Annotated in this window: 13 protein-coding genes; 8 read left to right on the forward strand and 5 right to left on the reverse strand. The window is 62.7% G+C overall.

The window, feature by feature from the left end; all coding sequences use genetic code 11:
• Window positions 1-202: 202 nt before the first annotated feature.
• The 3 genes from J3P76_RS07555 to J3P76_RS07565 are packed head-to-tail and all read right to left on the reverse strand — an operon-like array spanning window position 203 to window position 5,193.
• Window positions 203-2,104: an ATP-binding protein gene (locus tag J3P76_RS07555; protein ID WP_434701703.1), complete on the reverse strand. Its 1,902-nt coding sequence runs from the start codon at window positions 2,102-2,104 to the stop codon at window positions 203-205.
• Window positions 2,101-3,033, reverse strand: coding sequence for an ABC transporter substrate-binding protein (locus tag J3P76_RS07560; RefSeq protein ID WP_434701704.1), 933 nt, complete (start codon window positions 3,031-3,033; stop codon window positions 2,101-2,103). The genes J3P76_RS07555 and J3P76_RS07560 overlap by 4 nt, the downstream gene beginning before the upstream one ends.
• Window positions 3,034-5,193, reverse strand: a complete 2,160-nt coding sequence (locus J3P76_RS07565) for a TonB-dependent receptor plug domain-containing protein (protein WP_434701705.1) — start codon at window positions 5,191-5,193, stop codon at window positions 3,034-3,036. It abuts the gene before it with no gap.
• Between the two features lie 164 nt (window positions 5,194-5,357).
• Here J3P76_RS07565 and J3P76_RS07570 point away from each other — a divergent pair, with 164 nt between their 5' ends.
• The 8 genes from J3P76_RS07570 (at window position 5,358) to J3P76_RS07605 (ending at window position 11,539) form a co-directional block, all read left to right on the forward strand.
• Window positions 5,358-6,383, forward strand: coding sequence for an NAD(P)H-dependent glycerol-3-phosphate dehydrogenase (locus tag J3P76_RS07570; protein WP_434648579.1), 1,026 nt, complete (start codon window positions 5,358-5,360; stop codon window positions 6,381-6,383).
• A 28-nt stretch (window positions 6,384-6,411) separates the two neighbouring features.
• Window positions 6,412-6,759 (forward strand): DUF4389 domain-containing protein, encoded by a 348-nt coding sequence (locus J3P76_RS07575; protein WP_420766916.1) that lies wholly within the window; start codon window positions 6,412-6,414, stop codon window positions 6,757-6,759.
• On the forward strand, window positions 6,756-7,208 hold the full coding sequence (sixA, locus tag J3P76_RS07580; protein WP_420766915.1) for a phosphohistidine phosphatase SixA: 453 nt from the start codon (window positions 6,756-6,758) through the stop codon (window positions 7,206-7,208). Before J3P76_RS07575 ends, sixA begins: the two co-directional genes overlap by 4 nt.
• Window positions 7,209-7,254: 46 nt before the next feature.
• Window positions 7,255-7,698: a hotdog fold thioesterase gene (locus J3P76_RS07585; RefSeq protein WP_420766914.1), complete on the forward strand. Its 444-nt coding sequence runs from the start codon at window positions 7,255-7,257 to the stop codon at window positions 7,696-7,698.
• Window positions 7,699-7,849: 151 nt separating this feature from the next.
• Window positions 7,850-8,644: an alpha/beta fold hydrolase gene (locus tag J3P76_RS07590; RefSeq protein ID WP_434607151.1), complete on the forward strand. Its 795-nt coding sequence runs from the start codon at window positions 7,850-7,852 to the stop codon at window positions 8,642-8,644.
• Window positions 8,641-9,492, forward strand: coding sequence for an alpha/beta hydrolase (locus J3P76_RS07595; protein ID WP_434701706.1), 852 nt, complete (start codon window positions 8,641-8,643; stop codon window positions 9,490-9,492). Before J3P76_RS07590 ends, J3P76_RS07595 begins: the two co-directional genes overlap by 4 nt.
• Before the next feature lie 129 nt (window positions 9,493-9,621).
• On the forward strand, window positions 9,622-10,440 hold the full coding sequence (locus J3P76_RS07600) for a DUF4892 domain-containing protein (protein ID WP_434676030.1): 819 nt from the start codon (window positions 9,622-9,624) through the stop codon (window positions 10,438-10,440).
• Window positions 10,441-10,501: 61 nt separating this feature from the next.
• On the forward strand, window positions 10,502-11,539 hold the full coding sequence (locus tag J3P76_RS07605) for an AI-2E family transporter (protein WP_420766910.1): 1,038 nt from the start codon (window positions 10,502-10,504) through the stop codon (window positions 11,537-11,539).
• Window positions 11,540-11,548: 9 nt separating this feature from the next.
• On the opposite strand, the gene J3P76_RS07610 is transcribed toward J3P76_RS07605, so the two are convergent.
• Entirely contained in the window at window positions 11,549-12,589 is a 1,041-nt protein-coding gene (locus J3P76_RS07610) for a sensor histidine kinase (RefSeq protein ID WP_434560046.1), read from the reverse strand.
• On the reverse strand, window positions 12,589-13,347 hold the full coding sequence (locus J3P76_RS07615; protein WP_434607144.1) for a response regulator: 759 nt from the start codon (window positions 13,345-13,347) through the stop codon (window positions 12,589-12,591). The genes J3P76_RS07610 and J3P76_RS07615 overlap by 1 nt, the downstream gene beginning before the upstream one ends.
• Between the last annotated feature and the right edge of the window lie 143 nt (window positions 13,348-13,490).

Genomic DNA, 13,490 nt, shown 5'->3' on the forward strand with positions numbered 1-13,490 from the left:
ACCGATCGAAGCGTTCATGCCTCGAGTCGGCAGCCTACTCATAGACTATTGCGTTGTAGTGAAAGTCACAGCACACGGGAAAATCAATGTACACCTGTGCACTGAAATAGTTATTCCTTCCCCGATCGAGGCGTGGCCGGGTGCTTAAGACTGCCGCACTTTCGCCTTTCACGCCAGTCGCAGATAGTCCTAGGCCCTGCATTTACCCGACCCAGCGTTGCAGAATCTGCTGCAAGTCGATTCGTTTGAAGGGTTTGGCCAGGTAATCGTTCATGCCCGCTGCCAGGCACGCTTCGCGATCACCCTGCAGTGCATTGGCGGTCAGGGCGATGATGGGCACGTCGGTGCAGCCGGGCAACTGGCGGATCTGCCGCGTGGCTTCGTAACCGTCGATGACCGGCAACCGGCAGTCCATCAGGATCGCTTCGAAAATCAGGCTCTCGGCGCTACGTACGGCCTGGGCGCCATCGGTGGCGACGCTGACCTTGAAGCCGAGGCTGCGCAGCATCGCTTCGATCACCGTCTGGTTAACCGGATTGTCTTCCACCAACAAGACATTGCGGCCTTCTCCGTTGCTACCGCCGCCGGGCAGGCGCGGGGGCAGGGTCGGTGGCGCCAGGCGCGACAGGGCCAGCGGGATTTCCAGGGTAAACACCGAGCCCTGGCCTTCCTGGCTCTGGGCCCGCAGCGTGCCGCCCATGCGTTCGGCCAGGGTGCGGGCGATCGGCAGGCCGAGGCCCGTGCCGCCGTAGCGTCTTGAAATGGAACTGTCGGCCTGCTGGAAGGCGTCGAACATGCGCTCCAGGCTTTCGGCCGGGATGCCAATGCCGCTGTCGCGCACGGTGCAGGTGAACCACAGCAATTCGTGATCAAGGGCCTGCCACTGGCACTGCACCGTAACGCGGCCCTGGTCGGTGAATTTCAACGCGTTGCCGATCAGGTTCACCAGGATTTGCCGGATCCGCGTCGGGTCGCCTTGTACCTGCAGCGGTTTCATGTCGTCGGGGACCAGCAGGTCCAGGCCCAGCTTGCGCTGCGCGGCGCTGTGCTGGAACGACTGCGCGCAACTGCCCACCAGCTCGGCCAGGTTGAACGGGATGTGCTCCAGCTCCAGCGCCGAACGCTCGATGCGCGAGAAGTCGAGAATGTCGTTGATGACCTTCAACAGGTGCTCGGTGGATTCCGATGCCAGCGCGGTGTATTCATGCTGCTCATCGGTCATATGGGTGGTTTCCAGCAATTGCAGCATGCCCAATACGCCATTCATGGGCGTGCGCAGTTCGTGGCTCATCATCGCCAGGAATTCCGACTTGGCGCTGTTGGCCTTTTCTGCTTCCTCCCGGGTCTTGATCAATTGAGCCATGGCCTGGTGCTGTTCGCGGCTTGCTTGTTCGAGGCCCGCGGCCAGGTTGTTGATGTGCCGCGACAGGGCGCCCAATTCCCCGTCGTCGACAATAGGCAAGGGCCTGCTGTAATCACCCTGCTGGATGGCCTTGACCGCATGGCCGATGTCGCGAATCGGCTGCGACAGGCTCGCTGCCAGGCGGCGCGCCACCAGGAACGTGAACAGCAGCGCAAACAGGGCCAGGACCGCTGCCTTGAGCAGGATCTCCTGCTGCCGTTGGCTGAAGGCGTCGCTGGACATGCCGACAATGACGCGGCCCAGGTAATCCTCGCCGGCCGCCTCGGTGGGCGGACTGTTGCCTTGCAGGAAATCATTGTTGAGGGCAATGCGCTGCAGGCGAACGGGGGCCTGGAATACTTCGACCTGCTGGGAATGGTTGCGGGTTTGCGACGGTTGTTCCACGTACACGAGAACCCGCTCGGTGCGGTCCTGGACTTCCAAAAAGCGCACGTGAGGCGTGGCGAGCGTGGCCGTCAGCAGGCTTTCCAGCACATCATTGTTACCGGATATGACGCCATACTCCGCGGCTGGAGCGAGTTGGTTGGCGATCAGCTGCCCGGTGTGGTTGAGTTCCTGGCGTAGGTCCTGGATTCGCACGAAGGTGAAGAAGCTGATCAACAGCACCGTCAGCAGCAGTGCCGGCCCCAGGGCGATGAGCTGGGTACGGGTATTGATATCCCAGCGGCGACGCAAGGTCATGGACGGTGTTCTCCTTCTGCCAGCTGCGTAGCGACGGATTCGACGTCAATCGGTTCGATCCCCAACGAGCGAGCGACCTGTTGATTGCTCAAGACTTTGAAGCGGGGCGGATACAGGCTGCGCGGCCACGTGGCGGCGGGGCGGTCCAGCAATTCGTCGAGAATCGCCAGCCAGTCTTCCTGGCCGCTGTAGGTGCTGGCCAGGCTGCCGGCCTTGACGAAGGCGGCGCTTGGCCCGATCAGCGCGCGTTGCCGGGCGTAACTGCTCAGCAGCAGGTTCTTCACGGTCTTGGGGTTATAAAGGTCGGGGTCGTCGAGGCCCAGCAAGACGTCGCTTTGGCCCAGCAGGTTTTGCAAAGGGCGGCTGTCGTTGATGTCGTCCCAGCGTTCGCTGACGATTTGCAGGCCCAGCGGCAACGCTGCCTGCTGAAGGTCCTTGAGCAGGAACTCGCTGTGCCTGTCGTACAGCACGCCGACCCGCCGTACTTGTGGCAGGACCTGACGAATCAGGCGCAACTGCCGGCCCATCGGTGGATCGCTCCAGAGCAGGCTCAGGTGTCCGGGCGTCCCGTCACCCAGGCGTTCCCGGGCTTGCTGACGGCTGATCCGCAGCACCAGAGTGGCCGGCCCGCGAGGCGTTTGCAGGCGCCAGTCGAGGCTCGGCGGGTCGAGCAGGATCAGGCGCACGTCATCCGGCAACCGATCCGGCGCCGGCAGGTTGGCCAATGGGGTGAATCGCACGCGGTCCTGGGGACGCCGGGCCTGCAAGGCCTGGGTGAATGACTGCACGCCGGGGCTGTCCTGGACGCCTGTCAACAGGACCTCGGCGGCCCGAGCCTCGAGCGTGACCAGCAGGCCGGCAAATGCCAGGCACAGTAACCACCACAGGCGGCCACGAAAGGGCGTCGTGCGGGGTTGGCACCGGGACATCTAGAAGGACAACTCCGCGCTGAAATACACCACATGGCGGGAATCGTAGCGGTTGTCGACGAACGTGGTCGGCTGGTCATCGAGGCGTTGCTGCAGGGTCCCCGCGACTTCCAGGCTGGCTTTGCCCAGGGGAATGCGCCGGGCGAGGCGGCTGTCGATCCGTTCGTAGCGGTAACCGTTGAGGGCGTCGGCGGCGTAATAGAAAACCGCGCTGTTCCAGCCCCGGCCCCAATCGCGCAGCCAGCCGGCCGAACCGCTGTTGCGGGCGGTCAGCTGTTCGTCGAGGGGGTTGCTGGCCAGCGCATCGACATAGGCGTAGGTCAGGCGCAGCCGGTCGGCCGCTGTCATCCGCCAATCGAATTGGGTTTCGGCGCCGGTGAACTGCGATTCGTTGCTGTTGCTGGCGATGTACTGGTTGTTGCGCAATGGTTCGCTGATCATTCCGGTGATTTGGTCGTGGAACAGCTTCACGTCCACCGCCAGGCCCAAATCCATGAAATAACCGTTGTAGCCAAGCTCACGCGAGCGCATGTGCTCCTGATCCAGGTTGCCAGGGCCGCGCGTTCGAACGAAATAACGGGCGCTGTCCTGACCAAAGGCGGCCGGCCGTAGATTGGTGACTTGATAACTCCAGTTGACGTTGTTCTCGAACATGTCCGGCGAGCGCACCGCCTCGGAATAGACCGCCCGGAGGCCGTGTCGCGGGGTGATCAGGTAGTTGATTGCCATCCGAGGGGTCAGCGAGCTGCCCGTCAGGCGTGCGTCCTCGAACATCGCGCCGCCCTGCAACAACCAGTGTTCGCTGGCCCGCCATTCGAGCTGGCCGAACAAACGGTAGGTGGTGTCGTCCAGGGTGCCGTTGAAGTACGTCTGCGAATCGGCCCGGTCGTAACGATAATTCACGCCGGTGACCAGCCGCAGGCTGTCGGAAAGACTGAGGGTGTCCTGAACCTCAAGGTCGTAGCGCGACTCCCGGGCGCTCTGGTCGATATCGCCACACAGTGTCCGGGAAGCACCGTTTCGCCATTGGTCGAGCACTTGATTGGCCAGTGCCTGTTCCTGGGCCGTGCCGGCGGGGACCCCGGTATTCAGGAAACTGGGAATATTGCGCGCCAGCTTCTCGGCATAGTTGGGGTTGAGCTGCCACAGATCGGTCAATTGCGGGCTGAACGACACCTCCGCATCGCAGGCGCGCCAAGTCTGCTGGCGATCCCAATGCTGCATCGAACCCTGGATATAAAGGCTGTGGTTAGGATTCAGGTCCAGGTTCCAACGCAGCGAAGCGGCGTAATCCTTGGCGCTGACGTCGGAGTTATCCCCAGCTTCGGTAATCCCGGCAAACACCGGACGGTAGGTGTAGGGCCGCTGGTTGGTCCCTTCCTTGGCATTCAACTGCCAGTCAATGCTCTGGTATTCATCCAGGGTTTGGCTGACGGACAGGTTGAAGCGGTTCAGGCGACGGCTGTCGCGGTAGTCGGCCCCGTTGCGGTTGCTGTCAAAACCGTCGTCTTGCTGGCCGGACAGCGACAATCGCATGTCACCGTCTTCCCAGCCTGTGCCCTGGCTGGCGTACCAGTCGCTGATGCCGTTCTGGCCTCGGGTAACCTTGAAACGGGTGCCGTGGCTGTCGGCCGGGGCGCGGGTGATGATGTTGACGACGGCCATCAGTGCATTGGCGCCATAGCTGACGGTGTTGGGGCCGCGAAAGACTTCGATCCGCTCGATGTCTTCCATGGCGACCGGTATATCGCTCCAGTCCACTGTCGCCAGGCCGGCCCGGTACACCGAGCGACCATCGATCAGCACTTGCATGCGCCGCGCTTCACTGGCACTGGTGCCGTGGTAGTTGGCGGTGGGCTGGTTGCCGCTGATGTTGCCGACCATCATGCCTGGCACCAGGCGCAACAATTCGCTGATCTCCCGAGCGCCGCTGGCCTTGATCAATTCACGGTCCAGCACGGTCATGCTGCCGGGTACCGCCGCCGGCGACTGCTTCAGGCGCGTGGCGGTCAATACCTGGGGGAGGGGCTGGTTGTCCACGAACAAGTCGTCGGCCACCGCTGGCGGGCTGATGATCAGCGCCAATAGCAGTGATGAGCCTGGACGGGTGGGGCCAACGAACACGGCACAGCCTTTGGATAGAAGAAGGATGGCGGGCATGTTAACCGAGCCGAACGACTTTTCCATTCACGTTGACAGCATTTTCCTAGGAATTGGTGGTCAGCTTCCTACAGCGATGGGTAATTGCGGACGGGGCTGGTCGCGCTCTGGCTGCTCCGTATAATGCCCGGCATTGCCACTTGGTATGGAAGAGCGGATTGCATATGACTGAACAGCGCCCGATTGCGGTCCTGGGAGGCGGGAGTTTCGGCACCGCCGTGGCTAACCTGCTGGCGGAGAATGGCCACGCGGTGCGCCAGTGGATGCGTGACCCGGAGCAGGCCGAGGCCATCCGGGTCAACCGGGAAAATCCGCGTTATCTCAAAGGCATCAAGGTCCGCCCTGAAGTCGAGCCGGTGACCGATTTGCAGGCCACGCTCCAAAATAGCGATCTGTTTTTTGTCGCCTTGCCCTCTAGCGCCCTGCGTTCGGTGCTGGCACCGCACGCCGAGCGCTTGAGCGGCAAATTGCTGGTGAGCCTGACCAAAGGCATCGAGGCGCAAACGTTCAAGCTGATGAGCGAGATTCTTGCGGACATCGCCCCCAAGGCGCGAATCGGCGTGATATCCGGGCCTAACCTGGCGCGGGAGATTGCCGAACACGCCCTGACCGCCACCGTCGTCGCCAGCGAAGATGAAGAGCTGTGCCAGCAGGTCCAGGCCGCGCTGCATGGCCGCACCTTCCGGGTCTATGCCAGCGCGGATCGTTTCGGCGTGGAGCTGGGCGGTGCGCTGAAGAACGTCTATGCGATCATCGCCGGCATGGCGGTCGCCCTGGGCATGGGCGAGAACACCAAGAGCATGCTGATCACTCGGGCGCTGGCGGAAATGACCCGTTTCGCCGTGAGCCAGGGCGCCAACCCGATGACCTTCCTCGGCCTGGCCGGCGTGGGCGATCTGATCGTCACCTGTTCCTCGCCCAAGAGCCGCAACTATCAGGTCGGTTTCGCACTCGGCCAAGGCCTGAGCCTGGACGAGGCCGTCTCGCGCCTGGGCGAAGTGGCCGAAGGGGTCAACACCCTCAAGGTGCTCAAGGCCAAGTCCCAGGAAGCCGGCGTGTACATGCCGCTGGTCGCCGGTCTGCATGCGATTCTGTTCGAAGGGCGCACGCTGGAGCAGGTGATCGAACTGTTGATGCGTGGCGAACCCAAGACCGACGTCGATTTCATTTCCACCAGCGGTTTCAACTGATTCCGTTGACCGCAAGCAGGAGCGAACCATGAACGATCCGAAAGGGCAGCCGCAATACGAATCCATCCTGCTGCGAGTGCTGTGGATGGTGATTTACCTGCTGGTCTGGCAGGTGGCGCAATTGATCCTCGGCGCCGTGGTGCTGGTGCAATTGATCTACCGGCTGATCTACGGCGCACCGAGTGCCAGCCTGATGAATTTTGGCGACAGCCTGAGCCAGTTCCTGGCGCAGATCGGTCGCTTCGGCACTTTCCATAGCGACCAGAAGCCTTGGCCATTCGCCGACTGGCCAACCCCACGCACACCGGAAGGTGAAACCCCCCACACCGTTGCACCGGCACCACATCCCGCCCGGGACGAGGAGCCGAAGCTATGAAATTGTGGGTGTTGCGTCATGGCGAGGCCGAGCCCCACGGTGTTCGTCCCGACCCTGAACGGGTGCTGACCATCCATGGCCGCGAGGAAGTCTTGCTCAGCGCCGGTCGGTTGATGGGCGAGCCCCTGCGGGCCATTTTTGCCAGCCCCTATGTACGTGCCCAACAGACCGCGCAATTGGTTCGCGAGGCGCTGGGGTTCGAGCCGGAGTTGGTCACGGTTGATTGGCTCACGCCGGAAACCCGTCCGGCCGAGGTATTGAAACACCTGGATGATCAAGACAACGTGCTGCTGGTCAGCCATAACCCACTGGTGGGCAGCTTGCTGGGGCTTTTGCAGCACGGTCATCTGCAGCAACCGGAACAAGTATCGACGGCAGGCCTGGCCGAGCTGGAGGGCGACCTGCCGCTGGCCGGTTCGATGAAACTCAAGAGCCTCAGGCACCCCTGAGAACAACCGTCCCAAGACAAAACAAAAACATAAAGGAAGGGCAGCGATGAGTCTGTGGCGCACCACCCCCAATATTGAACAACTGAACGCGGCCGGTAAGAACACCATCAGCGAAGTGCTGGACATCCGTTTCGAATCTTTCGACGACGAATCCCTGACCGCGAGCATGGTGGTCGATCATCGTACCCATCAACCGTTCGGCCTGTTGCACGGCGGCGCGTCCGTGGTGCTGGCCGAGACAGTCGGCTCCATGGCGGCCTATCTGTGCGTCGACACGAGCAAGTTCTACTGCGTCGGCCTGGAAATCAACGCCAACCACTTGCGTGGCGTGCGCAGCGGGCGAGTAACCGCGACGGCCCGGATGGTTCACCTGGGCCGCACCACCCAGGTCTGGGACATCCGCCTGGTCAATGATGACGGCAAGGTCAACTGCGTATCGCGCCTGACCATGGCGGTGGTTCCATTGGGTGAGCAGCCGCCGGCGCGCTAAGAGACGTTACAAGCTAAGCAGTCCCGCTTTTACTTGTAGCTTGCAGCTCGAGGGTCAATGTTGCTGTCATCATTCCTGTCAGTTCCGGTCATTGCCGCACCATCAGGTTCTGCGCAAAATCGGTCGCAGTTCTCGCAATGGATCGGCCAATATGTCGCAACAGGTGTTTTTCGCCCACGCCAATGGTTTCCCCTCCGCCACCTACGGTAAGTTGTTTGCCGCGCTGGCGCCGCAGTACGAGGTTTCCCACCTCGAACTGCACGGCCATGACCCGCGATTCCCGGTCGACGACAATTGGAACAATCTGGTGGACGAACTGATTCACCACCTTGAGCGGCAATCGCAGCCGGTGTGGGGCGTCGGGCATTCTCTGGGCGGCGTACTGCATTTGCATGCGGCGTTGCGCTGCCCGCAGTTGTATCGTGGTGTGGTCATGCTCGATTCCCCGGTCCTGACCCGCGCCGACCGCTGGCTGATTCTTGCCGCCAAGCGCCTGGGCTTCATCGATCGCTTGACGCCGGCCGGGCGAACCCTGGGGCGGCGGGAAGAATTCAACGACCTGGCGTCGGCGCGGGAATATTTTGCCGGCAAGACGTTGTTTCGCGGTTTCGACCCGGAGTGCTTCGAAGCGTACCTGCAACATGGTTTGCAGCCTGTTGGTGATCGGTTGCGGCTGCGCTTCGACCCGGCCACGGAAATCAGCATCTACCGAGGCGTGCCGCACACCAGCCCCGGGAGGGCTCGAAAGCTCGACATGCCGTTGGCGGTAGTGCGGGGCCGACAGAGTCGGGTGGTGATGCGTCATCACGCCCGATCCGTGAGCCGCATGCCCTTGGGCGAATCCTTGACCATGCCGGGTGGTCACATGTTTCCACTCGAATATCCCCAGGACACGGCCAACTTGCTCAAGGGCCTGCTGCAGCGCTGGCAGGGTCGTAGCCCATGAGCGTCGTCGAAGAAATTCGCCTGAGCCTGCCCCATATCGAGTTGGCGGCCCATTTGTTCGGGCCGGAAGATGGCCGGCCGGTGATTGCCCTGCATGGCTGGCTGGACAACGCCAACAGCTTCGCCCGGCTGGCGCCTATGCTCCAGGGCGTACGGGTGATTGCCTTGGACATGGCCGGTCACGGACATTCCGGGCACCGTCCGCCTGGCGCCGGCTATGCCCTGTGGGATTATGCCCACGATGTGCTGCAAGTCGCCGAGCAACTGGGCTTGAAGCGTTTCGGGCTGCTGGGGCATTCCATGGGGGCCATTGTCTCGCTGGTCCTGGCCGGTGCTTTGCCGGAGCGGATCAGTCACTTGGCATTGATCGATGGGGTGATTCCTCCTACAGCGAAAGGCGACAATGCGGCCGAGCGCATGGGCATGGCCCTGCAAGCGCAACTGGATTTGCCGCAAAAACGCAAACCCGTCTACAAAACCCTCGACCGGGCCATCGAAGCGCGTATGAAGGGACTGGTGGCAGTCAGTCGCGAAGCCGCCGAGCTACTGGCCCAGCGCGGCTTGATGCCGGTGCCGGGAGGGTTCACCTGGCGCACCGACAATCGCCTGACCTTGCCCTCGCCGCTGCGCCTGACCGACGAACAGGCCATGGCCTTCGTCGCGCGGGTCGCTTGCCCCGCGCACTTGGTAGTCGCGGCCGACGGCATGCTTGCCCAGCACCCCGAATTGCTGGAACGTCTACCCTTCAGTCATGAACAGTTACCTGGCGGCCATCATTTGCACCTGAACGACGAGGTCGGTGCCGCTCTTGTAGCAGACTGTTTCAATCGGTTCTTCAGCGTTTCTTGACTTGCGCCGGGCAAGTGTCGAGGCTGGGCGGGTTGAAAGGGAGCCAACCATGACAGATATCCATTCACTTGCCTTGCTGTGCATTGATGAACGCCTTTGCGTCGCGCGGACCCAGGCCAAGCCGATCCAATGAAACTATCCATTCGTTCATTCGTCCTGCTGGCACTGGCCGGTTTCAGCCCGCTATCCCTGGCTGCCGATGTACCCGGCAGCCAGGATCTGGAACGCGTGCCGCGCATGCCCGACGCGCAAATCGTCGATTATCGGCAAACCAGCGACCTTGAGCGTATCTACCCCATGGGGTCGATTCGCAAGATCAGCGGCCAACTGCGTTTCGACGGGCAGGTCGATGCCCGTGGCAACGCCACCTCGGTGACCTACGAACTGCCGCCGGAACATACCGCCACACAAGCGTTCACCGCCGCCCGCGAAGCCTTGCAGAAACAGGGCGCCGAGCTGCTGTTCTGGTGCCAGGCCCGCGATTGTGGCGAAAGCAGCCTGTGGGCCAACGAAGTGTTCGGCAATGCCAAGCTCTATGGCGCCGACAATGGCCAGGCCTACCTGTTGCTGCGCCTGGCGCCGCCGGCGGACAACACGCTGATCGCGCTGTATGCCATCACCCGTGGCAACCGCAAGGCCTACCTGCATGTCGAGCAGTTCGAAGCGAGCGCGCCCCTGGGGGATGTGCTGCCGACTTCTGCCACGTTGTTGCGCCAGCTCAAGGACACCGGCGTGCTGGACTTGCCGCGTCTTGCCGGCGAACCGGAGGAAGCCTGGCTACGCCTGTTGTCTCGGGCCTTGAACCTGGACACCGGCCTTCGGGTCAGCGTCGCCGGCCCACACGCCGAGGCGTGGCGCCAGGCGCTGGTCGAGCAGGGCGTCCGGGCGGCAAGAATGGAAGCGGCCGGCGGTAACACGGCGGGCTTGCACCTGGAGCTGTTGCGATAAGCTGACGTGGCAAACGCGCGTGTCGTCCTAGCCCGGCCTTGTTCATTTCTCGAGACCCTACATGCTCAATAACGATCGGCTGTTGGTGCAAATACTGCTCCTGGTGTTGTTCGGGGCCAGCCTCTGGGTGATGGCTCCGTTCTGGTCGGCGCTGTTCTGGGGGGCTGTGCTCGCTTTTGCCAGTTGGCCACTGATGCGCCTGCTGACCCGTTGGGTCAACGGTCGCGAATCCTTGGCGGCGGCCTTGCTGACGGTCGGCTGGATGTTGCTGGTGGCGGTGCCGCTGGTGTGGCTGGGCTTCAATCTCGCCGATCATGTGCGCGATGCCACGGCCTTTGTCAGGGATGTGCAGGTCGATGGCCTGCCCGAAGCCCCCGACTGGCTCGCCGGCGTACCGCTGGTGGGCGGGCGCCTGGTAACGCTCTGGAACAGCATCGACCAGCAGGGCGCGGCGATGATGGTGTCCATCAAGCCCTACCTGGGACGTGTCGGCAACTGGTTGCTGGCCCGTAGCGCGCAGATCGGCGGCGGAATCCTCGAACTGACCCTGAGCATCGTGTTCGTGTTCTTTTTCTACCGGGACGGCCCGCGATTGGCGGCGTTTGTCCAGGGGCTGCTGGAGCGGCTGATCGGTGATCGTGCCGGGTACTATGTCGAATTGGTGGCCGGCACGGTGCAGCGAGTGGTCAACGGGGTGATCGGTACCGCCGCGGCTCAGGCGGTACTGGCGCTGATCGGCTTTTTGATCGCCGGGGTGCCGGGTGCGCTGGTACTGGGTATCGTCACCTTCCTGCTCAGCCTGATTCCCATGGGGCCGCCGCTGGTCTGGATACCTGCCACGGCCTGGCTGGCGTGGAAGGGCGAGTATGGGATGGCGGTGTTCCTGGGTATCTGGGGCACGTTCATCATCAGTGGCGTGGACAACGTGCTCAAGCCCTACCTGATCAGTCGTGGTGGAAACCTGCCGCTGGTGATCGTGTTGCTCGGGGTGTTCGGTGGCTTGATCGCGTTCGGTTTCATCGGGTTGTTCATCGGTCCGACCCTGCTGGCGGTGGCGTACAGCTTGCTGACGGATTGGAGCAAGAGCCAGGCGCGGTAACGCAGCGGTTCAGGCCACACGGGGCACGCGAATCACCGCCGTCAACCCGCCGCCGGGTGTTTCTTCCAGGCTTAAGTGCCCGCCCAGGCGTTCGGCGGCCTCCCGGGCGATGGTCATGCCCAGGCCGACGCCTCCCGAGTTGCGGTTGCGCGAACCCTCCAGGCGAAAGAATGGCTCGAATACCGCTTCGCGCTTGTCCGCCGCGATGCCAGGGCCGTGGTCAATCACCCGGATCAGCAACTGGTGCTGCTGATCGTCCAGCACGATCGATGCGTCGCCCGCGTAACGCACGGCATTGTCGATGAGGTTGTTGATGCATGAACGCAGTGCCATCGGTTGCACCCGCAAGGGCGCGCAGGTACCGCTGGCATGCACATTGGCGCCGTGGTCCTGGGCGTTTTCGCTTAATGATTCAACCAGCGCCTGCACGTCCATCCATTGCAACGCTTCGCTGGTGCGTTGTTCGTGGAGATAGGTCAGGGTCGCGTCGAGCATGCCGATCATATCGTCCAGGTCTTGACGCATCTGATCCTGCAGCCGGGGGTCGTTGATCTGCTCCAGGCGCAGCTTGAGTCGCGCAAGTGGGGTGCGCAGATCATGGGATACCGCGCCAAGCATGCGCGAGCGTTGCTGTACCTGCTCGCGGATCCGTTGTTGCATCAGGTTGAACGTATGGGCGGCTTGGCGGGCCTCCCGCGGACCGTTCTCTTCCAATGGCGGGCTATGGAGGTCCTCGCTCAGCCGTTGGGCGGCGTCGCTCAGTCGCTGGATGGGCCGAGTCAACAGCTTGGCGCCGTACCAGGCCGCAACGATCAGGAACACAAATTGAAACGTCAGGGGCACCACAGGCCCGCCAAACCGGGGGCGTGGGCCGGGTGGCGGGCCGGAGTGCGAGGGACCTGCGGTTTGATGGGAAAATTCCGGGGGCGGCCCGGGAGGTGGCTTGTCGTAATGAAAAAACCAGGCAAAGGCCAGCAGGTGCGCCAGCACGATCGCCACCAGCAGCACGCCGAACAGGCGGCCAAACAGGGAATCGAAGCGCAGGCGCATCAACCGATATCCCGCGCATCGAACAGGTAGCCTTCACCGCGCACGGTCTTGATCAACTGCGGAGCCTTCGGATCGTCCCCCAGTTTCTGGCGCAAGCGCGAGACCAGCAGATCGATACTGCGGTCGAAGGCCTCGATCGAGCGACCGCGCGCGGCGTCCAGCAATTGTTCACGGCTGAGCACTCGGCGTGGTCGCTCGATGAACACCCACAACAGGCGGAATTCTGCGTTGGAGAGGGGCACTACCAGCCCGTTGGCGGAAACCAGTTGGCGCAGCACGCTGTTGAGCCGCCAGCTATCGAAGCGAATGTTGGCGCGCTGCTCGCTGCGATCGTCGCGCACCCGGCGCAGGATGGTCTGGATTCGCGCCACCAGCTCCCGGGGTTCAAAAGGTTTGGCCATGTAATCATCCGCGCCCAACTCCAGGCCGATGATGCGGTCGGTGGGTTCGCAGCGGGCCGTCAGCATCAGGATTGGAATATTCGACTCGGCGCGCAGCCAGCGGCACAGTTGCAAGCCGTCTTCGCCCGGCAGCATCAGGTCTAGCACGATCACGTCGAAGTGTTCTGCCTGCATCGCCTGGCGCATGGCCGCGCCATCGGTTACGCCACTGGCGCGAATGCCGAAGCGGCCCAGGTAGTCGATCAGCAGCTCGCGGATCGGTACGTCGTCATCGACGATCAGCGCGCGGGTGCTCCAGCGCCTGTCGTCGTCGGACACTTTCTGATCGCCAGAATTTGCAACAGGGGTGTACTGCATGAGATGCATCATCTGCCATTGGGGCTGCCAACCGAAAGAAGGCGGCGGGGGGGTGGGGTGAGCATAAGCTTCGCGGCGGTGGGCCGTGAAGCGTTGAAAGAGCGGCGTTCGGCGGCTGAGGGTAGCGTCCCGTCGTGTTGTGC

The organism is Pseudomonas sp. D1-36 (assembly GCF_051132205.1).
In the GTDB taxonomy this organism is placed as follows: domain Bacteria; phylum Pseudomonadota; class Gammaproteobacteria; order Pseudomonadales; family Pseudomonadaceae; genus Aquipseudomonas.

Excerpts from the sequence above, each read along its gene's own strand:
- J3P76_RS07600 (WP_434676030.1), top strand. The coding sequence starts at position 9,622 with ATGAAACTATCCATTCGTTCATTCGTCCTGCTGGCACTGGCCGGTTTC.
- J3P76_RS07590 (WP_434607151.1), top strand. The coding sequence starts at position 7,850 with ATGTCGCAACAGGTGTTTTTCGCCCACGCCAATGGTTTCCCCTCCGCC.
- J3P76_RS07595 (WP_434701706.1), top strand. The coding sequence starts at position 8,641 with ATGAGCGTCGTCGAAGAAATTCGCCTGAGCCTGCCCCATATCGAGTTG.
- J3P76_RS07570 (WP_434648579.1), top strand. The coding sequence starts at position 5,358 with ATGACTGAACAGCGCCCGATTGCGGTCCTGGGAGGCGGGAGTTTCGGC.
- J3P76_RS07610 (WP_434560046.1), bottom strand. The coding sequence starts at position 12,589 with ATGCGCCTGCGCTTCGATTCCCTGTTTGGCCGCCTGTTCGGCGTGCTG.
- J3P76_RS07605 (WP_420766910.1), top strand. The coding sequence starts at position 10,502 with ATGCTCAATAACGATCGGCTGTTGGTGCAAATACTGCTCCTGGTGTTG.
- J3P76_RS07585 (WP_420766914.1), top strand. The coding sequence starts at position 7,255 with ATGAGTCTGTGGCGCACCACCCCCAATATTGAACAACTGAACGCGGCC.
- J3P76_RS07565 (WP_434701705.1), bottom strand. The coding sequence starts at position 5,193 with ATGCCCGCCATCCTTCTTCTATCCAAAGGCTGTGCCGTGTTCGTTGGC.
- J3P76_RS07615 (WP_434607144.1), bottom strand. The coding sequence starts at position 13,347 with ATGCAGTACACCCCTGTTGCAAATTCTGGCGATCAGAAAGTGTCCGAC.
- J3P76_RS07575 (WP_420766916.1), top strand. The coding sequence starts at position 6,412 with ATGAACGATCCGAAAGGGCAGCCGCAATACGAATCCATCCTGCTGCGA.
- sixA (WP_420766915.1), top strand. The coding sequence starts at position 6,756 with ATGAAATTGTGGGTGTTGCGTCATGGCGAGGCCGAGCCCCACGGTGTT.
- J3P76_RS07555 (WP_434701703.1), bottom strand. The coding sequence starts at position 2,104 with ATGACCTTGCGTCGCCGCTGGGATATCAATACCCGTACCCAGCTCATC.
- J3P76_RS07560 (WP_434701704.1), bottom strand. The coding sequence starts at position 3,033 with ATGTCCCGGTGCCAACCCCGCACGACGCCCTTTCGTGGCCGCCTGTGG.